Below are 24,650 nucleotides of genomic sequence, written 5' to 3' on the forward strand. Positions count from 1 at the left end.
CTTGGAGGGCGTACCGTGCACCGCCGGCACAACGGGCTGAAGACCGCCGTACTCCTCGGGGGACTGTCCGCACTCATCATCGTCATCGGCAGCTTCTTCGGACGCACCGGCCTGTTCGTCGCGCTCCTGGTGGCCCTGGGCACCAACGCGTACGCGTACTGGAACAGCGACAAGCTGGCCCTGCGGGCCATGCGGGCCCGCCCCGTCAGCGAATTCGAGGCCCCGCAGCTCTACCGCATCGTCCGCGAGCTCTCCACGGCGGCCCGACAGCCCATGCCGCGCCTCTACATCTCCCCGACGCAGGCGCCCAACGCGTTCGCCACCGGCCGCAATCCGCGCAACGCCGCCGTCTGCTGCACCGAGGGCATCCTCCAGATCCTCGACGAACGCGAGCTGCGCGGTGTCCTCGGCCATGAGCTGAGCCACGTCTACAACCGGGACATCCTCATCTCGTCCGTGGCCGGAGCCCTCGCCTCCGTCGTGATGTTCCTGGTCAATTTCGCCTGGCTCATCCCGGTGGGCCGCTCCAACGACGACGAGGGCCCCGGCCTGCTCGGCATGCTCCTGATCATGATTCTGGGGCCGCTCGCCGCCTCGGTCATCCAGCTCGCCGTCAGCCGCTCGCGTGAGTACGAGGCCGACGCCTCCGGGGCCCAGCTCACCGGGGACCCGCTCGCCCTCGCCAGCGCCCTGCGCAAGCTGGACGCCGGGACGAAGCAGCTGCCGCTGCCGCCCGAGCCGAAGATCGAGACCGCGAGCCACATGATGATCGCGAACCCCTTCCGGCCCGGTCGGGGGATGGCGAGAATGTTCTCGACACACCCGCCGATGGCGGAGCGCATCGCCCGACTAGAACAGATGGCAGGTCGTCGCCCGTGAAAACCATCCTGAACGTCATCTGGCTCATCCTCTGCGGCTTCTGGATGTTCCTCGGCTATCTGCTCGCAGGCGTCCTGCTCTGCATCACGATCATCGGCATCCCCTTCGGCGTGGCCGCCTTCCGGATCGGCGTCTACGCCCTCTGGCCGTTCGGCTACACCGTCGTCGACCGCCGGGACGCCGGGTCGCCGTCCTGCGCGGGGAACGTCCTCTGGCTGATCCTCGCCGGATGGTGGCTCGCCCTCGGCCACATCACCACCGGCATCGCCCTGTGCATCACGATCATCGGTATCCCGCTGGGCATCGCCAACTTCAAGCTGATCCCGGTCTCCCTCATGCCCTTCGGCAAGGAGATCGTTCCGACGGACCAGCCCTTCGCCACCCGCTAGTCCGGCACGGCCGCCTGCCACAGGCTGAGGCGGAGCCGAAGAATCCGGAGAATCCGGCTGGCGATCCCCGCACGACCGCACAACGTCGACCGCCGTCGACAGAGAACGCACGGCCCGTCAGTTCCGGCTGATCGCCGAGAAGAACGCCGACGACATCCGCGTACTGGAGGCCGTCGTGAGGGATGCCGCCCTGCGGACGGCCGCCCTGGGGGATGCCGCCCTGCGGACGGCCGCCCTGGGGGATGCCGCCCTGCGGACGGCCGCCCTGGGGGATGCCGCCCTGCGGAAGGCCGCCCTGCCGAGCAGCTGTGCAACCGAACACCTGCCCGCCGCGTCTTGGGTTTCAGGACGAAGCAAGGGGTAGGCGGAGCGACATGGGCATCATCAGTTGGATCATTCTCGGGCTGGTCGCCGGAGTCATAGCGAAAATCCTCCTCCCGGGACGCGACCCGGGCGGCATCATCGGCACCACCCTCATCGGCATCGCCGGGGCCTTCGTCGGAGGCTGGCTCTCCAGCCACTTCCTCGACCGCCCCATCAGCAACGACTTCTACGACACGGCGACCTGGCTTGCCGCCATCGCCGGTTCGCTGGTCCTGCTCATCGCCTACCGGCTGCTGTTCGGCAACTCCCGCGAACGCCGCTGACGCACGCCGTCAGCTCAACGCCGTACGCCGGTCAGCGCAGTCCGGTCTCCCGCAACGTGAGGTTCAATCGGCCGCCCCGCATTCCCGCCGCAGGGTCGGCCGATCCCGCGTACACCTTCGGCACCCCGTGGAACGCGAAACGCGACGGCCCGCCGAAGACGAAGAGATCGCCGGACGCCAACTCGACGTCCGTGTAGGGCCGTCCACGCCCCTCCGTGTTCCCGAAGCGGAACAGGCACGTCGCCCCGATGCTCAACGACACCACAGGAGCAACCGACCGCTCCTCCTTGTCCTGGTGCATCCCCATCCGCGCTGCGTCGTCGTAGAAATTGATCAACGCGGTATCCGGAGCGAACGCCTCCGCCGCACGGTCGTCCTGGTAAGCCTCGGCCACCGCCGCCCGCCCCAGATCGGCCAGCCAGTCCGGGAACGCTGCCACCCGGGCGCCGTTCACGTCGTCCGCCGTACGCGCGTACCGGTACGGCTGCCAGTGCCACCCCAGGCACACCGTCCGCACCGACATCACCCCGCCGCCCGGCAGCGCCGTGTGCCGCAGCGGAACCGGACCCCGCGCCCACTCCCGGCACGCCGACACCAGCTCGGCCCGCCGCTCCACCGGCAGCCACTCCGGCACATGCACGGCACCCGGCGCGACAGCCCTCCGCGGCCGTCGGAAGAGCCCGTCCGACGCCTGCGGAACCTGACGGGACACGGCTCAGCCCACCGCGCCCTCAAGCCCCAGCAGCAACTTCTTCCGCTCCAGCCCGCCCGCGTACCCCCGCAGGGCCCCGTCCGCCCCGATCACCCGGTGGCACGGGCGGACGACCAGCAACGGATTGCGCCCGATCGCCGTGCCCACCGCACGCACCCCGGCGCCCGACGCCCCGACCCGCGCGGCGACCTCCCCGTACGACACCGTCCTGCCGTACGGGATCGACTCCAGCACCTCCCAGACCCGGCGCTGGAATTCCGTACCCACGCCCTGGGCGAACGCCACGTCGAAGCGTGTCGAGCTCCCCGCGAAGTACGCCTCCAGCTGCCCGGTGATCTCCGTGAACGCCTCGGGGGCGTGCTGCCATCCGTCCTGGACGACCGCCCCGCCCTTCTGCCCGGGCACCGACAGCGACCGCAACCGGACCCCCGCGCCCCCGGCCGCACCGGAGCCGCCCGGCACCTCGCCGACCAGCAGCAACTCGCCCAGCGGGCTGTCCACCCGCGCGTAGATCGTCGTCATGCCGTCGTCCCGCCTCGCTGTTCGTCCCCGATCCGTACGACCAGTCTGCGCCTCCCCGCCGTCCGGCCACTGGCGGTATTCGGACATCACGCCCAGGGCCGGAAACGGAGAGGGCACCCCGTCGAGGCCGATCTCGACGGGGTGCCCCACGGTGCGGTCGACTACCGGTAGTTCACGAACTGGATCGCGAAGTCGAAGTCCTTGCCCTTCAGGAGCGCCTGAACGGCCTGGAGGTCGTCCCGGCTCTTCGAGCTGACGCGCAGCTCGTCTCCCTGGACCTGCGCCTTGACGCCCTTCGGGCCCTCGTCGCGGATCACCTTCGCCACCTTCTTGGCGTTCTCCTGGGAGATGCCTTCCTCGATCGAGGCGAAGATCTTGTACTCCTTGCCGGACAGCTGAGGCTCACCGGCGTCCAGCGACTTCAGCGAGATGCCGCGCTTGATCAGCTTGGACTGGAAGATGTCGAGGATGGCCTTGACGCGCTCCTCGCCGTTCGCCTCCATCAGGATCTTCTCGCCCGACCACGTGATCGAGGCGCCCGTGCCCTTGAAGTCGTAGCGCTGGGAGATCTCCTTGGCGGCCTGGTTGAGGGCGTTGTCGACCTCCTGCCGCTCGACCTTCGAGACGATGTCGAAACTGGAGTCGGCCATGACGTGTGGCTCCTTGCGTCGAATGCTGGGGGTTACAGCGCAAAGCCTAGGCCCTCGCGTTCGGGCCATACCGGGCTCCGCGGGGGCCGGGATCCGGTCCGACCCGAACGGGAGGGGCCAAGGTTGTCCCCTCCGGCTGCGGAACAATCAGGTGGCGGAGCACCCCTGGCCATCAGGTATTGTTTACGTCGTCGCCAAGGAGATCAGCACGAGATCCGACGCGTCGTTCGAGGCGGTGTGCCCGAGTGGCCAAAGGGAGCAGACTGTAAATCTGCCGGCTCAGCCTACCCAGGTTCGAACCCTGGCGCCGCCACGCGAACGAAGCCCCCGACCAGTCCTTCTGGTCGGGGGCTTCCTCGTTGCCGGGGGCCTTACCGGGATCCGGCAGGGGGCCTTGCGGGCCTTTCCGGACCCCGGCCCGGGCGCCGGTCAGTTGCCCGCGACGTCCTTCACGGCCACCGCGATCGGCACGTTCCCCGAGATCGCCTCCAGAGTGAGGCCCGCCGTCGCCGGGGTGTCCAGCAGCTCCAGCAGCGTGGCCGCCACGTCGTCGCGGGGGATGGGGCCGCGGCCCGTCGACGCGGCGAGGAGGACCCGTCCGGTGCCCGCGTCGCTGGTGAGCATGCCGGGGCGCAGGATCGTCCAGTCCAGTGCGGTACGGGAGCGTACGTCGGCGTCGGCGGCGCCCTTGGCCCGCAGGTAGACGTCGAAGACCTCGTCGCCGGGGTGATCGGGGTCGGCGCCCATGGAGGAGACGACGACGTAGCGGCGGACGCCCGCCGCCTCGGCCGCGTCGGCGAACAGCACGGCCGCGGCGCGGTCGACGGTGTCCTTGCGGGCGGTGCCGCTGTTGGGGCCCGCGCCCGCCGCGAAGACGGCCGCGTCGGCGCCGCGCAGAACCTCCGCGGTCTGTTCGACGGTGGCCGATTCGAGGTCCAGCACGGCGGGTTGGGCACCGGCTTCGATGAGGTCCTGGCTCTGCTGGGGGTTGCGGATGATCCCTACGGCTTCATCCCCGCGTGCGGCGAGCAGCCGCTCCAGCCGCAGTGCGATCTGTCCGTGTCCACCTGCGATGACAATGCGCATACCTCCGACCGTACGCCCGGAGGCAGCCTCCCGCTCAGTTCCTGGGCCCCGTACCGGAGTCGGGTCGCCCCTGGCGCGGGAGGCCGGGGCCCGTGGCGGCTTCGGAGTCCGGGTCGGAGTCGCAGTACTCGCGTACGGCGCTGGTGCGGGCGACGATGCGGCCGCGGTGGATGACGATGCGGCTGTAGGCGAGGGAGAGCGCGGGGGAGAGCCGTTCGCCCCGTACGGCGAGGAGTTCGGCGGGGAAGCCCGCCTCGACGCGCACGCTGGGCAGGCAGAGGGTGGCGCGGGCGGTGGCGGAGACCATCGCGTACGCCTGTTCGGCGCGCAGTCCGATCTGCGAGGCGAGGAGGTACGCCGCTTCGAGGGGGTCGCCGCGGCCGACCGGGTTCGCGGTGTCGCGCAGCGCCCCGCTGCCCGCCGTGAGGCGTACGCCGGCGGAGCGCAGGAGGCGTACGGGGGCGGTCGTACGGCGTTCCGCGCCGGTGCAGCCGCCCTGGGGCAGGCAGACGACGGTGATCCCCGCGGCGGCGAGCTGGTCGGCGGCGCGGGCGGCGATGTTCAGGGGCAGGTGGGCCAGTCCCGAACAGGGGCCGAGCGTGACGCCGGGGCGCAGTCCGGCGGCCATGGCGGCGAGCCGGCCCAGCCGGGCGGGGTCGTCGGCGTCGGTGTGCAGGTCCACCGGGCAGCCGTGTTCGGCGGCGACCTCCAGGACGGCCTCGGTGTAGCCGATGGGGTCCGGGTCGAGGTCGGGGCGGCCGCCGACGACCGCAGCACCCATCTTCACCGCGTCGCGGAGCATCGCGAGGCCGTCCGCCCCGGCGACGCCGGTGAGGAGGCGGGGGACCGCGACGGGTGTGAGGTCGGTGAGGCCGCGCAGGGAGCGCCGGGCCTGTAGGACGGCTTCGAGCGGGGCGAGGCCTTGGACGTCGCCGATGCGGACGTGGGTGCGCAGGGCGGTCGCGCCGTGGCCGAGCTGGAGGAGAGCCGCCTCGGTGGCGCGGCGCTGGATGTCCTCGGTGCGGTGGGAGGCGGGGCCCGGGCTGTCGGGGGCCGCGCTGTCCGCGGTGAGCGCGGTGTCGCTGTGGGCGTGGGGTTCGGCGGGGGCGGGGAGCAGGAGATAGCCCCGGAGGTCGATACGGGAGCCCCGGGCGGTGAGGCTCCCCGCGGTCCCGACGGCCTCGATGCGGCTGCCGCTGAGGCGTACGTCGACGGTGCGGCCGTCGATGAGCCGGGCGCCGCTGAGGACGAGGGCGGGGGTGTCGGCGGTGGTGGCCGCGTCGGCGCTGTCCGGCGCGTTGTCGTCGGGCCGCCGCGGCTGGCTGTCGGGCATCGCGCTCCTGGAAGGGGTGCAAGGGGGCGGGTGCAAGGTCACGCGGAGTAGTGGGCCGGGCCTTGAGGGGTGTCTTGTCGCAGGGGGCGTCCTGCCGCTTGTGCCGGCTCGCCGGCGGGACGCCTTCAGGGGTCCCGCCGATCATGGCCGGGTCCGCGACGCCTGGCACGGCGGCTTCCGGGAAGAGCGCAATAGTCGTACCGGTGGGCCTTTTCCGGCCCCGGGCGACGTCCGGCCCGGAGGGCGTTGCGGGCTGGATCAAGGCCTGATCAGGGGGTGTGGGCGGGGCCGGAGAGGGCCCCGGGGGACGCTACCGAAACGGATTTGGGCAACCGGCCCAGGACCGTGTAATGTCTTCATCGCTCGCCCCAATAGCTCAGTCGGTAGAGCGTCTCCATGGTAAGGAGAAGGTCTGCGGTTCGATTCCGCATTGGGGCTCTGGTGATCGGGAAACCCCGCTTCGGCGGGGTGACTCATCATCAAAGCGGTGTAGCTCAGTCGGTAGAGCAAGCGGCTCATAATCGCTGTGTCACCGGTTCAAGTCCGGTCACCGCTACTAACGGTAGCCGATTGTTGGGTCGGTCCTTCGATCGGCTACTCTTTTATGCGTTCATCCGTCCATCCGTCCGTCCAAGGAGCACTCACGTGGCTGCCACCGACGTCCGCCCGAAGATCACGCTGGCCTGCGTGGAGTGCAAGGAGCGGAACTACATCACCAAGAAGAACCGGCGTAACAACCCGGACCGTCTTGAGATGAAGAAGCACTGCCCGCGCTGCAACTCGCACACCGCGCACCGCGAAACGCGCTGAATCAGGCTCGTACACGAGGCCGTCCCCTCTGGGGGCGGCCTCGTGTCGTTGTACGGGGTCGTTCCCCGCACGGGGCCGCCCCCGCTTCGTCTTTCCACGTCTTTCCATCAGGAGGTAGCGAGCTCATGGCGCTCGACCAGTCCTTCGTGGGGCGGACCTATCCGCCCACCCCGGCGTACGAGGTCGGCCGGGAGAAGATCCGAGAGTTCGCCGAGGCGGTGGGCGATGCCCATCCGGCGTACGTCGATGTGGAGGCCGCCCGCGCACTGGGCCATCCCGACGTGATCGCGCCGCCCACCTTCGTCTTCTCGATCACCCACCGGGCCGCCGGGGAAGTGGTGCAGGACCCGCAGCTGGGTCTGGACTACAGCCGGGTGGTGCACGGTGACCAGAAGTTCTCGTACGTGCGTCCGGTGCGGGCGGGGGACCGGCTGACGGTCACGTCGACGATCGAGAGCATCAAGTCCCTGGCGGGCAACGATGTTCTGGACATTCGCGGGGATGTGCGCGACGAGGCCGGTGAGCTGGTCGTGACGGCGTTGACGAAGCTGGTGGCGCGCGCCGCCGAGGAGGCGTGATGACGGCGAAGGTCTCTTACGAGTCGGTCGAGGTCGGTACGGAACTGCCCGCGCAGTCGTTCCCGGTGACGCGGGCGACGCTCGTGCAGTACGCGGGCGCGTCGGGCGACTTCAACCCGATCCACTGGAACGAGAAGTTCGCGCGCGAGGTCGGGCTGCCGGACGTGATCGCGCACGGCATGTTCACGATGGCCGAGGCGATCCGCGTGGTCACGGACTGGGCCGGCGATCCGGGCGCGGTCGTCGACTACGGGGTCCGGTTCACCAAGCCGGTCGTCGTGCCCAACGACGACAAGGGCGCGCTGATCGAGGTCAGCGCCAAGGTCGGGGCCAAGCTGGAGGGCAACCTGGTCCGCGTGGACCTGGTCGCGATGTGCGACGGGAAGAAGGTGCTGGGGCTGTCCCGCGCCGTCGTGCGGCTCGCCTGAGGCGTACGCCGGTTGTGCGCCCGGGAGCGTCCCGGGCCGGTAGGGGGTGCCCTCTGTGGGGGGCGCCCCTTACTTCCGTCCCGGTCCCTCCGGCCCCTTGACCAAGTTAGTGATTGGGCAATAACTTGGCTTCATGGTCAGGATGAGTGCGGAGGAGCGGCGGGAGAGCGTCGTCCGGGCGGCGATCACTGAGTTCGCCCGCGGCGGCTACAACGGCACGTCCACCGAGGTGATCGCCCGGCGGGTCGGTGTCTCCCAGCCGTATCTCTTCCGGCTCTTCCCCAACAAGCAGGCCATGTTCCTCGCCGCCGCCGAACGCTGCCTGGAGGACACCCGCCAGGTGTTCGCGGCGGCATCGAAGGGGCTGGAGGGGGAGGAGGCGCTGCACGCCATGGCCGCGGCGTACCAGCGGCTGATCGTCGACGACGGCGAGAAGCTGATGATGCAGATGCAGATGTACGCGGCCGTCGCCGCGGCGGAGGCCGCCGGGGACCATGCGTTCGGCGAGTCCCTGCGGGCGGCCTGGGTGCGGATGTGGGACGACGTCCACATCACGCTCGGAGCCGACGAGAGCGAGACGACGACGTTCCTGGCGTACGGGATGCTCGTCAACACGCTCGCCTCGCTCGGCTTTCCGGGCGGCCACCGCGTCTGGTCGGGGTTCTACGTCTCGGGCAGGCCCACCGAGTGAACAGCGCGCTCCGGGTCCGCCCGGATTTCTGTCCGTAGAAGTTAGTGATCAATAACTAATTACCAGGTCTGATCGGCGGGAACTGATCAGCAGGGGGAGAAATGAACGAGCAGCACGGCAGGGCGGACCGCGGAAGAGCGGTCTGGACCCTCGTCATCACCAGCGTCGCCGGATTCATGGCGGCCCTGGACAACCTCGTCGTCACCACCGCCCTTCCCTCCATCCGCGAGAGCCTCGGCGGCGGGCTGGAGGAGCTGGAGTGGACGGTGAACGCGTACACCCTGACCTTCGCCGTGCTGCTGATGCTCGGTGCGGCGCTCGGGGACCGCTTCGGCAGGCGGCGGCTGTTCCTGGTCGGCCTCGGCGTCTTCACGGCCGCCTCCGCCGCGGCCGCCCTGTCACCGGGCATCGAGGAGCTCATCGCGTTCCGCGCGGTCCAGGGCGTCGGCGCGGCGATCATGATGCCGCTGACGCTCACCCTGATCGGTGCCGCCGTTCCGCCCGAGCGGCGGGGCGCGGCGCTGGGCCTCTTCGGCGCGGTGAACGGTGTGGCCGTGGCCAGCGGGCCGCTGATCGGCGGTGCGCTGACCGAGCACATCTCCTGGCAGTGGATCTTCTGGCTGAACGTGCCGCTCGGCCTGCTGCTGCTGCCGCTGGCCCGGCTGCGGCTCACCGAGTCGTACGCCCCCAGGGCGCCGCTGGACATCCGCGGCACGGCCCTGGTCAGCGCGGGCCTCTTCGGCATCGTCTACGCCCTGGTCAACACCGCGAGCCACGGGTGGACCAGCCCCCTCGTCCTGACCGGGCTGATCGCGGGCACGGCCCTGCTCGGCCTGTTCGTGCACCACGGCAACCGGGCGGAGAACCCGATGCTGCCGATGCGGCTCTTCCGGGGCCGGGCCTTCCTCGGGATCAACGTGGCGAGCCTGCTGATGTTCTTCGGGATGTTCGGGTCGATCTTCCTGCTCAGTCAGTTCCTCCAGAACGGGCTGGGGCACTCGCCCACCGAGGCCGGTCTGCGCATGCTGCCCTGGACCGGGATGCCGATCCTCGTCGCCCCGCTCGCCGGGTATCTCTCCGACCGCTTCGGGGGGCGGCCGGTCGTGGTGGCCGGGCTGGCGCTCCAGGCCCTCGGGCTGACCCTGTTCGCCGTGGTCGTCGAACCGGACGTGAGTTACGCCGCCCAGTTGCCCGCCCTGGTCATCGGCGGGGTCGGCATGGCGATGTACTTCGCGCCGGCCGCGAGCCTCGTGCTGTCCAGCGTCCGCGCCGGGGAACAGGGCATCGCTTCCGGGGCCAACAACGCGCTCCGGGAGGTCGGCGGTGCGCTCGGAGTCGCGGTCCTCGCCTCGGTCTTCGCCGCGCGGGGCGGCTACGGCTCGCCGCGGCTGTTCGCGGACGGGACCGTCCCCGCCCTCTGGATCGGGGCCGGAGCGGTGGCCCTGGGCGCGCTCGTCGCGCTCCTGATCCCGGGCCGCCGCAGTGGGGCCGGGCCCGCCCGGGACCCGGAGACGCGGGACGCCGCGGAACGGGACGCGGTGGCCGCCTGAGCCGGTGGGGGAGGCCCACGGTCCGTGGCCCGCACGGGGGGCGGAGCCACGGACCGTACTCTTGTCCCCGTGCAGGAACTCCACGACGCCCCCCTCGCCCCCCTGACCACCTTCCGGCTTGGCGGCCCCGCCGCCCGGCTGCTGACGGCCACGACCGACGCCGAGGTGGTCGCCGCCGTGCGCGAGGCCGACGACAGCGGTACCCCGCTGCTGGTGATCGGCGGCGGCTCGAACCTGGTCATCGGGGACAAGGGCTTCGACGGGACCGCGGTGCGCATCGCCACCAAGGGATTCACGCTCTCCGGAGCGTCGTTGGAGCTGGCCGCCGGTGAGGTGTGGACCGACGCCGTCGCCCGGACCGTCGAGGCGGGCCTCGCGGGCATCGAGTGCCTGGCGGGTATCCCCGGCTCCGCCGGCGCGACGCCGATCCAGAACGTCGGGGCGTACGGGCAGGAGGTGTCCTCCACGATCACGGAAGTCGTCGCCTACGACCGGCGCACCCGGGAGACCGTGACGATTCCGAACGCGGAGTGCGCCTTCTCGTACCGCCACAGTCGCTTCAAGGCGGAACCCGACCGCTTCGTGGTGCTCCGTGTCCGATTCGAGCTGGAAGAGGCCGCCGGGCTTTCCGCGCCCCTGAGGTACCCCGAAACGGCCAGGGCGATGGGCGTCGAACAGGGCGAGCGCGTTCCCGCGTCGGCGGCCCGGGAAACCGTGCTGAAGCTCCGCGCCGGCAAGGGCATGGTGCTCGACCCGGAGGACCACGACACCTGGTCGGCAGGGTCCTTCTTCACCAACCCGATCCTCGAACCGGCCGCGTACGAGGACTTCCTCACCCGGGTCCGCGACCGCCTCGGCCCGGACGTGACGCCTCCGGCGTTCCCCGCCGGGGACGGCCGCACCAAGACGTCGGCGGCCTGGCTGATCGACCGGGCCGGATTCACCAAGGGCTACGGCGGCGGCCCCGCCCGGATCTCCACCAAGCACACCCTCGCCCTCACCAACCGGGGCACGGCCACCACCGAAGACCTGCTGGCCCTGGCCCGCGAAGTCGTCGCCGGGGTCCACGACGCCTTCGGCGTGACCCTCGTCAACGAGCCGGTGACGGTCGGCGTCAGCCTGTGAGCCGTACGGGCGCGGCAGCCGCTCAGTAGGCGATGCCCACGCCCTGTTCCACGGTCCCCGGGTCGTCGAGCATCGCGAGCATCGCGTGCGCCACATCGGCCCGGGAGATCGACCGGCCGCTGCGCGGCGTACCGCCCACCACCCGCCGGTAGACCCCGGTGCGCGGACCGTTCGTCAGCTTCGGGGGCCGTACCGACGTCCAGTCCGCCGCACTGTGGGCCAGCACCGCCTCCATCCGGGCGAGATCCGCGTACAGATCCGACAGAATCGCCCCGATCACCCTGCGCGTCAGCCGGTCCATCAGCGGATCTCCCACCGCCTCGGGTCCGACCGGCGCCGCGCTCACCACCACCAGCCGCCGTACGTCCTCGGCCTCCATCGCCGTCAGGATCCGCCCGGTCAGCCGCTCGGCGATCCCGTTCGCCTTCCGGCCGCGCGACCCCAGCCCGGACAGCACCGCGTCCCGCCCGGCCACCGCCCCCCGCACCGCCGCCGCATCGTCCAGTGGGACGGCCGCGTGCAGCGCGGCGCCCGCCAGGGACTCCGGGAGCCCCGCGGGATCGCGGACCACGACCGTCACCTCGTGGCCCGCCGCCAGTGCCTGCCCCACGATCTCCTGGCCGACACCGCCGGTCGCTCCGAACACGGTGAGTCTCATGGTGCGCCCCTCGGTGGGTGAGTGTTCACTAACCTCTAGGGTGGGCGAACCCCGTGTGATCGTCAACACTGCCCGGGCCCACGCCCGCTTGGAGCGCCCATGGACCAGAAGCCCGCCCGCGCGCGGATCGTCGACGCGGCCCACGACCTGATGCTCTCCATCGGCCTCGCCCGGACCACCACCAAGGAGATCGCCCGGGCGGCCGACTGCTCCGAGGCGGCGCTCTACAAGTACTTCAGCAGCAAGGAGGAGCTGTTCGTCACCGTCCTCGCGGAACGGCTGCCCAAGCTCGGAAACCTGCTGAGCGGCCTGGCCGCCGGAGAGGGCGGCATCGAGGACCACCTCACCGACATCGCCCGGCAGGCCGCCCTGTTCTACGAGCAGACCTTCCCGATGGCCGCCTCCCTGTACGCCGAACCCCAGCTCAAGCACCGCCACGAGCAGGGCATGCGCGACCTGGGGACCGGCCCCCACCGCCCGATCCAGCAGCTCGACGCCTACCTGCGCGCCGAACAGGACGCGGGCCGGATCCGGGCGGACGCCGACACCTACGCCGCCGCCTCCCTGCTCCTCGGCGCCTGCGCCCAGCGGGCCTTCGCCTACTCCACGCTCCCCGGCGGCACGCCCCCGCAGCCCCTGGACGAGTTCGCCACCGCGATCGCCCGCACCCTGCTGGCCGGGATCAGCTAGCCAGCCAGTCGTCGATCCCCGACAGCAGCTTCTCCCGTACGTCGACGGGCGCCGCCGACCCCCGTACCGACTGGCGTGCCAGCTCGGCCAGCTCCTCGTCGGTGAAGTTGTGGTGACGGCGCACCAGCTCGTACTGGGCGGCCAGCCGCGAACCGAACAGCAGCGGGTCGTCCGCCCCCAGCGCCAGCGGCACGCCCGCGTCGAACAGGGTGCGCAGAGGGACGTCGGCGGGCTTCTCGTAGACGCCGAGCGCCACATTGGACGACGGGCAGACCTCGCAGGTCACCCCCCGCTCGGCGAGCTTGCGCAGCAGCCGGGGGTCCTCGGCGGCCCGGACGCCGTGGCCGATGCGCGAGGCGTCCAGGTCGTCGAGGCAGTCGCGCACACTGGACGGCCCGGCCAGCTCGCCGCCGTGCGGAGCCGCCAGCAGGCCGCCGTCCCGCGCGATGGCGAAGGCCCGGTCGAAGTCGCGGGCCATCCCCCGCCGCTCGTCGTTGGAGAGCCCGAAGCCCACGACGCCCCGGTCGGCGTACCGCACGGCCAGCCGCGCCAGGGTCCGGGCGTCCAGCGGGTGCTTCATCCGGTTGGCGGCGATCACCACGCGCATGCCCAGGCCGGTGTCCCGGGAGGCGCTGTCCACGGCGTCGAGGATGATCTCGATGGCCGGGATCAGCCCACCGAGCAGCGGGGCGTACGAGGTGGGGTCGACCTGGATCTCCAGCCAGCCCGAGCCGTCCGCGACGTCCTCCTGGGCGCTCTCGCGGACCAGGCGGTGGATGTCCTCGGGGGACCGCAGGCAGGACCGGGCGATGTCGTAGAGCCGCTGGAAACGGAACCAGCCGCGCTCGTCGGTGGCCCGCAGCTTGGGCGGCTCGCCGCCGGTCAGGGCGTCCGGGAGGTGGACCCCGTACTTGTCGGCCAGTTCGAGCAGGGTGGTGGGCCGCATCGACCCGGTGAAGTGCAGGTGCAGGTGGGCCTTGGGCAACAGACGTACATCACGCTCCATCGGAAGATCCTGCCGCACGGCGGGCCGGAGCGGTAGCCGCTTTCCCGTTTGGGGTGCCGGTCGAACAAAAAGTGCCCCCGCCGCCGGGTGGATTCCGGCGGCGGGGGCACTCCCGGTGGGCAGTGGGGCTTGTCAGGCCTTGGCCTCGCCCAGCAGCTTCTGGATCCGCGAGACGCCCTCGACGAGGTCGTCGTCGCCCAGGGCGTACGACAGGCGCAGATAGCCCGGGGTGCCGAAGGCCTCGCCCGGCACGACGGCGACCTCGGCCTCGTCCAGGATCAGGGCGGCCAGCTCGACCGAGTCGGCCGGGCGCCTGCCGCGGATCTCCTTGCCGAGCAGCCCCTTCACCGACGGGTAGGCGTAGAACGCGCCCTCGGGCTCCGGGCAGAGCACGCCGTCGATCTCGTTGAGCATCCGCACGATCAGCTTGCGGCGGCGGTCGAAGGCGGTACGCATCTCGGCGACGGCGTCCAGCGGGCCCGAGACGGCGGCGAGCGCGGCGACCTGGGCGACGTTGGAGACGTTCGAGGTGGCGTGCGACTGGAGGTTGGTCGCGGCCTTCACCACGTCCTTCGGGCCGATGATCCAGCCCACCCGCCAGCCGGTCATCGCGTACGTCTTGGCGACACCGTTGACGACGATGCACTTGTCGCGCAGCTCCGGGACGAGCGCCGGGAGCGAGGTGAAGGTCGCGTCGCCGTAGACGAGGTGCTCGTAGATCTCGTCGGTGAGAACCCACAGGCCGTGCTCGGCGGCCCAGCGGCCGATCGCCTCGCTGTCGGCCTCGCTGTAGACGGCACCGGTCGGGTTGGACGGCGAGACGAACAGGACGACCTTCGTCCGCTCCGTGCGCGCGGCCTCCAGCTGCTCGACGGAGACCCGGTAGCCGGTGGTCTCGTCGGCGACGACCTCGACCGGGACACCGCCCGCGAGCCGGATCGACTCGGGGTAGGTGGTCCAGTACGGGGCGGGGACGATGACCTCGTCGCCCGGGTCCAGGATCGCGGCGAAGGCCTCGTAGATGGCCTGCTTGCCGCCGTTGGTCACCAGGATCTGGCCGGCCTCGACCTCGTAGCCGGAGTCGCGCAGCGTCTTCGCCGCGATGGCGGCCTTGAGCTCGGGGAGCCCACCGGCCGGGGTGTAGCGGTGGTACTTCGGGGTGCGGCAGGCCTCGACCGCGGCGTCGACGATGTAGTCGGGGGTCGGGAAGTCGGGCTCGCCCGCCCCGAAGCCGATCACCGGCCGCCCGGCGGCCTTGAGGGCCTTGGCCTTGGCGTCGACGGCGAGGGTCGCGGACTCGGAGATCGCACCGATGCGGGCGGAGACCCGGCGCTCGGACGGGGAAGTTGCAGCGCTCATGGGGCCATGCTCGCAGACCGGAAAAGCCCTTGGCGCACGCGTTTCAGGGACCGGACCGCACTCGGACAGGAACCGGACAGGACCGGTCGGTAGTTGTCTGTTCGACGCAGCGGCCCCGAGCACGTACACTCACCTGTCGTTGGCCTTCACCAGCCGCACCGTTCCTGCACCCGGTCACCGGGAAAGATGCGGTAGGTTGGTGGAAACCACAAAGGGTCGTAGCTCAATTGGTAGAGCACTGGTCTCCAAAACCAGCGGTTGGGGGTTCAAGTCCCTCCGGCCCTGCTACACACTCCTTCGCCAGGATGTGTGCGCATGTACGTACTTCATTGCACAGCCGTGCGGCTCCACCGGGCGCGGCACGGCCACGACCCGGAATCAGGTGAGTAGCGTGACGGACGCCGTGGGCTCCATCGACATGCCTGATGCCGATGATGAAGCTCCCGAGTCGAAGAAGAAGACTCGGAAGGGCGGCAAGCGCGGCAAGAAGGGCCCTCTGGGCCGTCTCGCGCTGTTCTACCGCCAGATCGTCGCCGAACTCCGTAAGGTTGTCTGGCCGACCCGTAGCCAGCTGACGACGTACACCACCGTGGTGATCGTCTTCGTCGTCGTCATGATCGGTATCGTTACCGTTCTCGACATGGGATTCGCGCGGGTCGTCAAATACATCTTCGGCTGATCCCGCGAAGGGCGTCCGACCGGCGCCCCTTTCGCACGTTCCACCCCTTTGTATCCAGGAAGAAGCAGCCATCGTGTCTGACCCGAACCTGAACGACGCCGTCGAGCCCGAGGCTGGCTCCTCCGAGTCCGCCAAGGACGAGCTCGACGTCGTTGAGGCTGCTGACTCCGCGGACCAGGCCGAGACCGCCGAGGCCGCTGCCGAAGCAGCCGAGGAAGAGGCTGTCGAGGCGGTCGAGGTCGAGGCCGCCGAGGCGGTCGAGGTCGAGGACGAGAGCGCCGACGAGGAAGCCGCTGAGCCGGCCGCCCCCGTCGACCCCGTCGCCGCCCTGCGTGACGAGCTCCGCGGTCTCCCCGGCGAGTGGTACGTCATCCACACGTACGCCGGTTACGAGAAGCGCGTGAAGGCCAACCTGGAGCAGCGCGCCGTCTCGCTCAACGTCGAGGACTTCATCTACCAGGCCGAAGTGCCCGAGGAAGAGATCGTCCAGATCAAGAACGGCGAGCGCAAGAACGTCCGGCAGAACAAGCTCCCCGGCTATGTCCTGGTGCGCATGGACCTGACGAACGAGTCCTGGGGCGTCGTGCGCAACACGCCCGGCGTCACCGGCTTCGTGGGCAACGCCTACGACCCGTACCCGCTGACCCTGGACGAGATCGTCAAGATGCTCGCCCCGGAGGCCGAGGAGAAGGCCGCCCGCGAGGCCGCCGAGGCCGAGGGCAAGCCCGCTCCGTCCCGCAAGGTCGAGGTCCAGGTGCTGGACTTCGAGGTGGGCGACTCGGTCACCGTCACCGACGGTCCGTTCGCGACGCTCCAGGCCACGATCAACGAGATCAACGCCGACTCGAAGAAGGTCAAGGGCCTCGTCGAGATCTTCGGCCGCGAGACCCCGGTCGAGCTCAGCTTCGACCAGATCCAGAAGAACTAGCGGCTCCGCCGCTTTCTGGACACACGCCTACCCAGCAGGTCAGAGGGGCTTCGCAGCCCCTCTGACCTGCTGGGTTTTTGGTCGCACAGCTATACCCGTTATCGTTGTGCGGTATGCCTCCATCCGGATGACCGGAATTGGCGGCGAAACACTCTCACTAGGACCCGGAGAGAGCAATGCCTCCCAAGAAGAAGAAGGTCACGGGGCTTATCAAGCTCCAGATCAACGCCGGTGCGGCGAACCCGGCCCCGCCGGTCGGCCCCGCGCTCGGTCAGCACGGCGTCAACATCATGGAGTTCTGCAAGGCCTACAACGCCGCGACCGAGTCGCAGCGTGGCATGGTCGTGCCGGTGGAGATCACGGTCTACGAGGACCGTTCCTTCACCTTCGTCACGAAGACTCCGCCGGCCGCCAAGCTGATCCTCAAGGCCGCGGGTGTGGACAAGGGCTCCGGCGAGCCGCACAAGACCAAGGTCGCCAAGCTGACGGCCGCCCAGGTCCGCGAGATCGCCACGACGAAGCTCCCCGACCTGAACGCCAATGACCTCGACGCCGCGTCGAAGATCATTGCCGGCACCGCCCGTTCCATGGGCATCACGGTCGAAGGCTGATTCAGCCCCGTAGCCCTCAGTGGTAGGACCAAGCGCTGGTCCGCACCACGACTCCACACTCTGAAACCACAGGAGTAGAAGTGAAGCGCAGCAAGAACCTCCGCGCTGCGGACGCCAAGATCGACCGGGAGCGCAACTACGCCCCGCTTGAGGCCGTCCGTATCGCCAAGGACACCGCCTCCACGAAGTTCGACGGCACCGTCGAGGTCGCCTTCTGCCTGGGTGTAGACCCGCGCAAGGCCGACCAGATGGTCCGCGGCACCGTGAACCTCCCGCACGGCACCGGCAAGACCGCCCGGGTCCTGGTCTTCGCGACCGGTGACCGTGCTGCGGCCGCGGAAGCCGCCGGAGCCGACATCGTCGGCGCCGACGAGCTCATCGACGAGGTGGCGAAGGGCCGTCTGGACTTCGACGCCGTCGTCGCCACCCCGGACCTCATGGGCAAGGTCGGCCGCCTGGGCCGCGTGCTCGGTCCGCGTGGTCTGATGCCGAACCCGAAGACCGGCACCGTCACCCCCGACGTCGTGAAGGCTGTCAACGACATCAAGGGCGGCAAGATCGAGTTCCGCGTCGACAAGCACTCGAACCTGCACTTCATCATCGGCAAGGTCTCCTTCGACGAGACCAAGCTGGTGGAGAACTACGCAGCGGCGCTGGAGGAGATCCTCCGTCTGAAGCCGTCCGCCGCCAAGGGCCGCTACATCAAGAAGGCCACGCTGGCCACCACGATGGGCCCCGGCATCCCGCTGGACGCCAACCGCACCCGCAACCTCCTCGTCGAGGAGGACCCGGCCGCCGTCTGAGCCACCGCGCTCACCGGGTAAGCCGCGTCACACGCGTGCACCATGTGTACGGGCCCCGCAACCTTTCGAGGTTCGGGGCCCGTCCTCGTATCCGTAAGGACCTATGCCTGTCAGTGCCCTGTGCGACTGTTGTGCGGGGGACGAACAGACGATACGAGGGGTGGACCGATTCCATGAGGACGAGCACGGCACGACGCATGGGTACGGCGCTGGCCGCAGCCGCGGCGCTGACGTCGATAGCGGCCTGCAGTGGCTCCGACGGCTCGGGGGGCTCCAGCGGCTCCGCCAAGGACAAGGCGGGCGCCGTCGCCAAGGCGAGCCCGGTCGCCGCGCTGAAGCAGGTGCAGAAGAAGACGGGCGGCGCCCAGTCGGCCAAGGTCGACGGCACCATGGACATGGGCGACACCATGTCGATGAAGCAGTCCGGGACCATCGGCTGGGCCGACGGCCTCTCCGGCGAGATGACCATCACCTACACCGGCGGCACCATGGGCGACGCCCTGAAGCAGGCCGGCGGCGACGGACCGGTCCGGGCGCGCTATTTCAAGGACGAGTACTACGCCAACATGGGCGACGCCTTCGCGGCCAAGGCCGGGGGCAAGCACTGGGTCCGGTACTCCTACAAGGACCTGGCCGCCCTGGGCGGGGCCGCCGGCGACGTCATGCAGGACCAGATCCAGAACAGCACGCCCGAGCAGGGCGTGAAGGCGCTCCTGGCCTCCGGTGACGTGAAGAAGGTCGGCCAGGAGGACGTCCGCGGCGTCTCCACGACGCACTACTCCGGCACGGTCGACGTCGCCGAGCTGACCGCGAAGAACAGCAACCTGGACGCCGAGCAGCTGGCCGACTTCAAGGAGCAGCTGGCGCTGGCCGGGGTCACCACCCAGACCGTCGACATCTGGGTCGACAAGGACGACCTGCTGGTGAAGAAGACCGAGCGTGGCGAGATGAAGACCGGCGCGTTCAATTCGACGCTCTTCTACAGCGACTACGGCACGGACGTACCCCAGGAGAAGCCGTCGGCCTCGGACACGGTGGACTTCACAGAGATGCTGAAGCAGCCGGGCGGCGCCGGCGTCGGTGCCTCCTGAACCTTCCCGAAGACCTCCCGTAAGGGACGAGCGGGGACGGATTTGCCCGTCCCGCATCCGGTCGCGTACTCTCATCAGGAAGCCAAAGACCGCTGGTCGTCGCTGTGCTCTCGCAAGGGGGACGGCGACCGAAGGTTCCGATTGGATCGGACGACCCGCGCAGGTGACTGTGGAACGCTCCCGGACTCTGTTCGGTCGAGCCGCGCCCTGGCACTTGTGCTGGGGCGTTTCGTCTGTCCCGGCCCCTTCTGAGCGGTCCTCATCACCCGGAAGGAGGCCGACGCTCATGGCAAGGCCCGACAAGGCTGCCGCGGTAGCCGAGCTGACGGACCAGTTCCGCAGCTCGAACGCCGCTGTGCTGACCGAGTACCGGGGTCTCACCGTGGCACAGCTCAAGGAGCTGCGCCGTTCGCTCGGTGAGAACGCCCAGTACGCCGTGGTGAAGAACACGCTGACCAAGATTGCGGCCAACGAGGCCGGGATCGACACGCTGGACGACCTGTTCTCGGGTCCGACGGCGGTTGCCTTCGTCACCGGTGACCCGGTGGAGTCGGCGAAGGGTCTTCGTGACTTCGCCAAGGACAACCCGAACCTCATCATCAAGGGCGGTGTCCTTGACGGTAAGGCGCTGTCCGCCGATGAGATCAAGAAGCTCGCGGACCTTGAGTCCCGCGAGGTTCTGCTCTCCAAGCTGGCAGGTGCCATGAAGGGCAAGCAGTCTCAGGCTGCCGCGCTCTTCCAGGCTCTCCCGTCGAAGTTCGTCCGCACCGCGGAAGCGCTTCGTGCCAAGAAGGAAGAGCAGGGCGGTGCCGGTACGCCGGCTCCCGCCGAGGCCGCCGAGTAATCACGCTCAGCGGTCCAGCGGGCTCCACGTACGCCCGCCGACATATACATCCGGCACCTGCCGAATAGTGGAAGGACGCCTATCATGGCGAAGCTGTCCCAGGACGACCTGCTCGCGCAGTTCGAAGAGATGACCCTCATCGAGCTCTCCGAGTTCGTGAAGGCCTTCGAGGAGAAGTTCGACGTCACCGCCGCCGCCCCGGCCGCCGCCGTCATCGCGGGCCCGGGTGCCCCGGCCGCCGAGGCCGCTGCCGAGCAGGACGAGTTCGACGTCATCCTCACCGGCGCCGGCGAGAAGAAGATCCAGGTCATCAAGGTCGTGCGTGAGCTGACCTCGCTGGGTCTGAAGGAGGCCAAGGACCTCGTCGACGGCACCCCGAAGCCGGTCCTCGAGAAGGTCGCCAAGGAGGCCGCCGAGAAGGCTGCCGAGTCCCTCAAGGCCGCCGGCGCCTCCGTCGAGGTCAAGTAACACCCCGGGAGTCCACGGACTCCCCGGTCGCGTCACGCGGCCGAAGCCAAGGGCGATCACCCATCCGGGTGGTCGCCCTTCGGCGTACCCGTGGCGGCCGCCTTGCTCTTCCGCCGACGGCGAGTAGGGTGATCTTCGCCGTACGCCTCTCGCGGGCCCCTCAGGGGCGTTCCGAGGGCTTTCCGGCGGTGGCCGGGTGAAGGCCCCTGGAGGTCCGTACGGACCGGTGGGCCTTGACGAACCGGACGCGGCGCGCAATTCTCAGGACGCGTCATCACTTCGATCCGTATCCGAGGCATGGATCGAGAGTGAAGAGGGCAGTAAGGAAGTGCGCACCCCGCGCGAGGGCTAGCCATAGGTGTTGAGAACAGCTGTTGAGAGCAACGTGGGTCTCTGAGAACCCCGACTGGACATCAGTGTGCCGCTTGGCTACACTGACCCTTTGCGCTGCCTGTTAGCTGCCTCCTGCCCGTCACCAGAGGCATGCCCACGCTGAAGCACCGATGACCGACCCCCTCCGACCTGGTCGTTTGCGACCGATTCGGAACGGTCTGTCTATGTGTCCAGAGTGGGACCGGTACGCGCGTAGTGAGTCCGAGCCCTCGGAAGGACCCCCTCTTGGCCGCCTCGCGCAACGCCTCGACCGCGAATACGAACAACGGTGCCAGCACCGCCCCGCTGCGCATCTCTTTTGCAAAGATCAAGGAGCCCCTCGAGGTTCCGAACCTCCTCGCGCTGCAGACCGAGAGCTTTGACTGGCTCCTCGGCAACGCCGCCTGGAAGGCTCGCGTCGAGGCTGCTCTGGACAGTGGACAAGACGTCCCCACCAAGTCCGGCCTGGAGGAGATCTTCGAGGAGATCTCACCGATCGAGGACTTCTCCGGGTCGATGTCGCTTACGTTCCGCGACCACCGCTTCGAGCCCCCGAAGAACTCGATCGACGAGTGCAAGGAGCGCGACTTCACGTTCGCCGCGCCGCTCTTCGTCACGGCCGAGTTCACCAACAACGAGACCGGCGAGATCAAGTCCCAGACGGTCTTCATGGGCGACTTCCCGCTCATGACCAACAAGGGCACCTTCGTCATCAACGGCACCGAGCGTGTCGTCGTGTCGCAGCTGGTCCGCTCGCCGGGTGTCTACTTCGACTCCTCCATCGACAAGACGTCCGACAAGGACATCTTCTCCGCCAAGATCATCCCCTCCCGGGGTGCCTGGCTGGAGATGGAGATCGACAAGCGCGACATGGTCGGTGTCCGCATCGACCGTAAGCGCAAGCAGTCGGTCACCGTCCTCCTCAAGGCGCTCGGCTGGAGCACCGAGCAGATCCTGGAGGAGTTCGGCGAGTACGAGTCGATGCGCGCCACCCTGGAGAAGGACCACACCCAGGGCCAGGACGACGCGCTGCTCGACATCTACCGCAAGCTGCGTCCGGGCGAGCCGCCGACGCGCGAGGCCGCTCAGACGCTGCTTGAGAACCTCTACTTCAACCCGAAGCGCTACGACCTCGCGAAGGTCGGCCGCTACAAGGTGAACAAGAAGCTCGGCGCCGATGAGCCGCTGGACGCCGGGGTGCTCACCACCGACGACGTCATCGCGACCATCAAGTACCTGGTCAAGCTGCACGCCGGTGAGACCGAGACGACCGGTGAGTCCGGCCGGGAGATCGTCGTCGAGACCGACGACATCGACCACTTCGGCAACCGTCGTCTGCGCAACGTCGGCGAGCTCATCCAGAACCAGGTCCGTACGGGCCTGGCGCGGATGGAGCGCGTCGTGCGCGAGCGCATGACCACCCAGGACGTCGAGGCGATCACGCCCCAGACCCTGATCAACATCCGGCCGGTCGTCGCCTCCATCAAGGAGTTCTTCGGCACCAGCCAGCTGTCGCAGTTCATGGACCAGAACAACCCGCTGTCGGGTCTCACCCACAAGCGCCGTCTGTCGGCTCTTGGCCCGGGTGGTCTCTCCCGTGAGCGGGCCGGCTTCGAGGTCCGAGACGTGCACCCGTCCCACTACGGACGCATGTGCCCGATCGAGACCCCCGAAGGCCCGAACATCGGTCTGATCGGTTCGCTCGCCTCGTACGGCCGCGTCAACGCGTTCGGCTTCATCGAGACGCCGTACCGCAAGGTCGTCGACGGTCAGGTCACCGACGACGTCGACTACATCACGGCCGACGAGGAGGACCGCTTCGTCATCGCCCAGGCGAACGCGACCCTCTCCGACGAGCTGCGCTTCACCGAGCCCCGCGTCCTGGTCCGCCGCCGCGGCGGAGAGGTCGACTACGTGCCCGGCACGGACGTCGACTACATGGACGTCTCGCCGCGCCAGATGGTGTCCGTCGCCACCGCGATGATCCCCTTCCTGGAGCACGACGACGCCAACCGTGCCCTCATGGGCGCGAACATGATGCGTCAGGCGGTGCCGCTGATTAAGTCGGAGGCCCCGCTCGTCGGCACCGGCATGGAGTACCGCTGCGCCACCGACGCCGGTGACGTGCTCAAGGCCGAGAAGGACGGTGTGGTCCAGGAGGTCTCCGCGGACTACATCACCGTCACGAACGACGACGGCACGTACACCACGTACCGCATCGCCAAGTTCATGCGCTCCAACCAGGGCACCTCGGTCAACCAGAAGGTCGTCGTCGCCGAGGGCGACCGGATCATCGCCGACCAGGTGCTCGCCGACGGACCGGCCACCGAGAACGGTGAGATGGCCCTCGGCAAGAACCTGCTCGTGGCGTTCATGCCGTGGGAGGGTCACAACTACGAGGACGCGATCATCCTGTCGCAGCGCCTCGTGCAGGACGACGTCCTCTCCTCGATCCACATCGAGGAGCACGAGGTCGACGCCCGTGACACCAAGCTCGGCCCGGAGGAGATCACCCGGGACATCCCGAACGTCTCCGAAGAGGTCCTCGCCGACCTCGACGAGCGCGGCATCATCCGGATCGGTGCCGAGGTCGTCGCCGGTGACATCCTCGTCGGCAAGGTCACGCCCAAGGGTGAGACCGAGCTGACCCCCGAGGAGCGCCTGCTCCGCGCGATCTTCGGTGAGAAGGCGCGCGAGGTGCGCGACACCTCGCTGAAGGTGCCGCACGGTGAGATCGGCAAGGTCATCGGCGTTCGCGTCTTCGACCGCGAAGAGGGCGACGAGCTGCCGCCGGGCGTGAACCAGCTGGTCCGGGTCTACGTCGCGCAGAAGCGCAAGATCACCGACGGTGACAAGCTCGCCGGCCGTCACGGCAACAAGGGCGTCATCTCGAAGATCCTGCCGATCGAGGACATGCCGTTCCTGGAGGACGGCACCCCGGTCGACATCATCCTCAACCCGCTGGGTGTCCCGTCCCGAATGAACCCGGGACAGGTCCTGGAGATCCACCTCGGCTGGCTCGCCAGCCGCGGCTGGGACGTCTCCGGCCTCGGTGACGAGTGGGCCAAGCGCCTGCAGGCCATCGGCGCCGACCAGGTCGCCCCCGGCACCAACGTCGCCACGCCCGTCTTCGACGGTGCGCGCGAGGACGAGATCTCCGGTCTCTTCGAGGCCACGATCCCCAACCGCGACGGCGACCGCCTGGTCCAGCCCTCCGGCAAGGCCAAGCTGTTCGACGGCCGCTCCGGCGAGCCGTTCCCGGACCCGGTCTCGGTCGGGTACATGTACATCCTCAAGCTGCACCACCTGGTCGACGACAAGCTCCACGCCCGTTCGACCGGTCCGTACTCCATGATCACGCAGCAGCCGCTGGGTGGTAAGGCTCAGTTCGGTGGACAGCGCTTCGGTGAGATGGAGGTGTGGGCCCTTGAGGCATACGGTGCCGCATACGCCCTCCAGGAGCTCCTGACGATCAAGTCCGACGACGTGACCGGCCGCGTGAAGGTCTACGAGGCCATCGTCAAGGGCGAGAACATCCCCGAGCCCGGCATTCCCGAGTCCTTCAAGGTGCTCATCAAGGAAATGCAGTCGCTCTGCCTCAACGTGGAAGTGCTGTCCTCGGACGGCATGTCCATCGAGATGCGCGACACGGACGAGGACGTCTTCCGCGCGGCGGAGGAGCTCGGTATCGACCTGTCCCGGCGCGAGCCGAGCAGCGTCGAAGAGGTCTGACGGGCCGGC

General features: G+C 69.3%; 27 protein-coding genes and 4 tRNA genes. 23 read left to right on the top strand and 8 right to left on the bottom strand.

From position 1 onward, the window contains the following. Nucleotides 1–15 precede the first annotated feature (15 nt). From htpX to CIB93_RS06495, 4 genes are all read left to right on the top strand, one after another. Nucleotides 16–879 (top strand): zinc metalloprotease HtpX, encoded by an 864-nt coding sequence (gene htpX / locus CIB93_RS06480; protein WP_096624988.1) that lies wholly within the window; start codon nucleotides 16–18, stop codon nucleotides 877–879. Further along, nucleotides 876–1,268 (top strand): YccF domain-containing protein, encoded by a 393-nt coding sequence (locus tag CIB93_RS06485; protein ID WP_006126851.1) that lies wholly within the window; start codon nucleotides 876–878, stop codon nucleotides 1,266–1,268. Before htpX ends, CIB93_RS06485 begins: the two co-directional genes overlap by 4 nt. 175 nt (nucleotides 1,269–1,443) lie before the next feature. Next, nucleotides 1,444–1,632, top strand: a complete 189-nt coding sequence (locus tag CIB93_RS37750) for a hypothetical protein (RefSeq protein ID WP_179500003.1) — start codon at nucleotides 1,444–1,446, stop codon at nucleotides 1,630–1,632. A 10-nt stretch (nucleotides 1,633–1,642) separates the two neighbouring features. Then, nucleotides 1,643–1,915, top strand: a complete 273-nt coding sequence (locus tag CIB93_RS06495; RefSeq protein ID WP_096624990.1) for a GlsB/YeaQ/YmgE family stress response membrane protein — start codon at nucleotides 1,643–1,645, stop codon at nucleotides 1,913–1,915. Nucleotides 1,916–1,946: 31 nt separating this feature from the next. On the opposite strand, the gene CIB93_RS06500 is transcribed toward CIB93_RS06495, so the two are convergent. The 3 genes from CIB93_RS06500 to CIB93_RS06510 form a co-directional block, all read right to left on the bottom strand. Next, a complete protein-coding gene (locus CIB93_RS06500; protein WP_257002059.1) occupies nucleotides 1,947–2,555 on the bottom strand; it encodes an alpha-ketoglutarate-dependent dioxygenase AlkB in 609 nt (202 codons plus the stop codon). A gap of 75 nt (nucleotides 2,556–2,630) precedes the next feature. Continuing rightward, the gene (locus tag CIB93_RS06505; protein ID WP_096625102.1) at nucleotides 2,631–3,149 is read right to left on the bottom strand and encodes a methylated-DNA--[protein]-cysteine S-methyltransferase; all 519 of its coding nucleotides are present in this window, start codon (nucleotides 3,147–3,149) and stop codon (nucleotides 2,631–2,633) included. 161 nt (nucleotides 3,150–3,310) lie between these two features. Further along, nucleotides 3,311–3,799, bottom strand: a complete 489-nt coding sequence (locus CIB93_RS06510; RefSeq protein ID WP_096624994.1) for a YajQ family cyclic di-GMP-binding protein — start codon at nucleotides 3,797–3,799, stop codon at nucleotides 3,311–3,313. 231 nt (nucleotides 3,800–4,030) lie between these two features. Here CIB93_RS06510 and CIB93_RS06515 point away from each other — a divergent pair. Beyond that, nucleotides 4,031–4,112: transfer RNA gene (locus CIB93_RS06515), tRNA-Tyr, on the top strand. 116 nt (nucleotides 4,113–4,228) lie between these two features. Here the strand turns inward: CIB93_RS06515 and CIB93_RS06520 are convergent. Both CIB93_RS06520 and CIB93_RS06525 read right to left on the bottom strand, forming a co-directional pair. Continuing rightward, complete coding sequence (locus CIB93_RS06520) at nucleotides 4,229–4,885, bottom strand: NAD(P)H-binding protein (RefSeq protein WP_096624996.1); 657 nt, start codon at nucleotides 4,883–4,885, stop codon at nucleotides 4,229–4,231. Between the two features lie 34 nt (nucleotides 4,886–4,919). Continuing rightward, on the bottom strand, nucleotides 4,920–6,218 hold the full coding sequence (locus CIB93_RS06525; protein ID WP_096624998.1) for an amidohydrolase family protein: 1,299 nt from the start codon (nucleotides 6,216–6,218) through the stop codon (nucleotides 4,920–4,922). A 365-nt stretch (nucleotides 6,219–6,583) separates the two neighbouring features. On the opposite strand from CIB93_RS06525, the gene CIB93_RS06530 reads away from it, so the two are divergent. The 8 genes from CIB93_RS06530 (at nucleotide 6,584) to CIB93_RS06565 (ending at nucleotide 11,400) form a co-directional block, all read left to right on the top strand. After that, a tRNA-Thr gene (locus CIB93_RS06530) sits at nucleotides 6,584–6,656 on the top strand. A 45-nt stretch (nucleotides 6,657–6,701) separates the two neighbouring features. Further along, nucleotides 6,702–6,774 (top strand) — tRNA-Met (locus CIB93_RS06535). A gap of 89 nt (nucleotides 6,775–6,863) precedes the next feature. Continuing rightward, complete coding sequence (gene rpmG, locus CIB93_RS06540) at nucleotides 6,864–7,028, top strand: 50S ribosomal protein L33 (RefSeq protein WP_003956487.1); 165 nt, start codon at nucleotides 6,864–6,866, stop codon at nucleotides 7,026–7,028. A 125-nt stretch (nucleotides 7,029–7,153) separates the two neighbouring features. Continuing rightward, entirely contained in the window at nucleotides 7,154–7,606 is a 453-nt protein-coding gene (locus tag CIB93_RS06545; RefSeq protein WP_096625000.1) for a MaoC family dehydratase N-terminal domain-containing protein, read from the top strand. Further along, on the top strand, nucleotides 7,606–8,034 hold the full coding sequence (locus tag CIB93_RS06550; RefSeq protein ID WP_096625002.1) for a MaoC family dehydratase: 429 nt from the start codon (nucleotides 7,606–7,608) through the stop codon (nucleotides 8,032–8,034). The genes CIB93_RS06545 and CIB93_RS06550 overlap by 1 nt, the downstream gene beginning before the upstream one ends. Before the next feature lie 142 nt (nucleotides 8,035–8,176). After that, nucleotides 8,177–8,725 carry a TetR/AcrR family transcriptional regulator gene (locus CIB93_RS06555; RefSeq protein WP_096625104.1) on the top strand — a complete coding sequence of 183 codons (549 nt, stop codon included), beginning with the start codon at nucleotides 8,177–8,179 and terminating at the stop codon, nucleotides 8,723–8,725. A 101-nt stretch (nucleotides 8,726–8,826) separates the two neighbouring features. Continuing rightward, nucleotides 8,827–10,275, top strand: a complete 1,449-nt coding sequence (locus CIB93_RS06560; RefSeq protein ID WP_096625004.1) for an MFS transporter — start codon at nucleotides 8,827–8,829, stop codon at nucleotides 10,273–10,275. 69 nt (nucleotides 10,276–10,344) lie between these two features. Then, nucleotides 10,345–11,400: a UDP-N-acetylmuramate dehydrogenase gene (locus tag CIB93_RS06565; RefSeq protein WP_096625006.1), complete on the top strand. Its 1,056-nt coding sequence runs from the start codon at nucleotides 10,345–10,347 to the stop codon at nucleotides 11,398–11,400. 22 nt (nucleotides 11,401–11,422) lie between these two features. Here CIB93_RS06565 and CIB93_RS06570 read toward each other — a convergent pair whose 3' ends face one another. Beyond that, nucleotides 11,423–12,058, bottom strand: a complete 636-nt coding sequence (locus tag CIB93_RS06570) for an NAD(P)-dependent oxidoreductase (protein ID WP_096625008.1) — start codon at nucleotides 12,056–12,058, stop codon at nucleotides 11,423–11,425. Between the two features lie 99 nt (nucleotides 12,059–12,157). Between CIB93_RS06570 and CIB93_RS06575 the strand changes: the two genes are divergently transcribed. Beyond that, a complete protein-coding gene (locus CIB93_RS06575; RefSeq protein ID WP_096625010.1) occupies nucleotides 12,158–12,748 on the top strand; it encodes a TetR/AcrR family transcriptional regulator in 591 nt (196 codons plus the stop codon). On the opposite strand, the gene CIB93_RS06580 is transcribed toward CIB93_RS06575, so the two are convergent. Next, the gene (locus CIB93_RS06580) at nucleotides 12,741–13,754 is read right to left on the bottom strand and encodes an adenosine deaminase (RefSeq protein ID WP_096625012.1); all 1,014 of its coding nucleotides are present in this window, start codon (nucleotides 13,752–13,754) and stop codon (nucleotides 12,741–12,743) included. The genes CIB93_RS06575 and CIB93_RS06580 overlap by 8 nt on opposite strands. 132 nt (nucleotides 13,755–13,886) lie before the next feature. After that, complete coding sequence (locus tag CIB93_RS06585; RefSeq protein ID WP_096625014.1) at nucleotides 13,887–15,113, bottom strand: pyridoxal phosphate-dependent aminotransferase; 1,227 nt, start codon at nucleotides 15,111–15,113, stop codon at nucleotides 13,887–13,889. 212 nt (nucleotides 15,114–15,325) lie between these two features. On the opposite strand from CIB93_RS06585, the gene CIB93_RS06590 reads away from it, so the two are divergent. From CIB93_RS06590 to rpoB, 9 genes are all read left to right on the top strand, one after another. Next, nucleotides 15,326–15,398, top strand: a tRNA-Trp gene (locus CIB93_RS06590). 106 nt (nucleotides 15,399–15,504) lie between these two features. Continuing rightward, nucleotides 15,505–15,792, top strand: coding sequence for a preprotein translocase subunit SecE (secE, locus tag CIB93_RS06595; protein WP_096625016.1), 288 nt, complete (start codon nucleotides 15,505–15,507; stop codon nucleotides 15,790–15,792). Between the two features lie 73 nt (nucleotides 15,793–15,865). Then, nucleotides 15,866–16,720 (top strand): transcription termination/antitermination protein NusG, encoded by an 855-nt coding sequence (gene nusG, locus CIB93_RS06600; RefSeq protein ID WP_096625018.1) that lies wholly within the window; start codon nucleotides 15,866–15,868, stop codon nucleotides 16,718–16,720. A gap of 176 nt (nucleotides 16,721–16,896) precedes the next feature. Beyond that, complete coding sequence (rplK, locus tag CIB93_RS06605; protein ID WP_003967000.1) at nucleotides 16,897–17,331, top strand: 50S ribosomal protein L11; 435 nt, start codon at nucleotides 16,897–16,899, stop codon at nucleotides 17,329–17,331. A gap of 80 nt (nucleotides 17,332–17,411) precedes the next feature. After that, nucleotides 17,412–18,134 carry a 50S ribosomal protein L1 gene (gene rplA / locus CIB93_RS06610; protein ID WP_096625020.1) on the top strand — a complete coding sequence of 241 codons (723 nt, stop codon included), beginning with the start codon at nucleotides 17,412–17,414 and terminating at the stop codon, nucleotides 18,132–18,134. A 173-nt stretch (nucleotides 18,135–18,307) separates the two neighbouring features. Continuing rightward, nucleotides 18,308–19,225 carry a hypothetical protein gene (locus CIB93_RS06615; RefSeq protein ID WP_096625022.1) on the top strand — a complete coding sequence of 306 codons (918 nt, stop codon included), beginning with the start codon at nucleotides 18,308–18,310 and terminating at the stop codon, nucleotides 19,223–19,225. 286 nt (nucleotides 19,226–19,511) lie between these two features. Then, nucleotides 19,512–20,069, top strand: a complete 558-nt coding sequence (gene rplJ, locus CIB93_RS06620) for a 50S ribosomal protein L10 (RefSeq protein ID WP_096625024.1) — start codon at nucleotides 19,512–19,514, stop codon at nucleotides 20,067–20,069. Nucleotides 20,070–20,153: 84 nt separating this feature from the next. Continuing rightward, nucleotides 20,154–20,537 (top strand): 50S ribosomal protein L7/L12, encoded by a 384-nt coding sequence (rplL, locus tag CIB93_RS06625; RefSeq protein ID WP_096625026.1) that lies wholly within the window; start codon nucleotides 20,154–20,156, stop codon nucleotides 20,535–20,537. Nucleotides 20,538–21,155: 618 nt separating this feature from the next. Next, on the top strand, nucleotides 21,156–24,641 hold the full coding sequence (rpoB, locus tag CIB93_RS06635) for a DNA-directed RNA polymerase subunit beta (RefSeq protein ID WP_096625028.1): 3,486 nt from the start codon (nucleotides 21,156–21,158) through the stop codon (nucleotides 24,639–24,641). The last annotated feature ends 9 nt before the right edge of the window (nucleotides 24,642–24,650 follow it).

The sequence above is a fragment of the Streptomyces sp. WZ.A104 genome (assembly GCF_002382885.1).
In the GTDB taxonomy this organism is placed as follows: Bacteria; Actinomycetota; Actinomycetes; order Streptomycetales; family Streptomycetaceae; genus Streptomyces.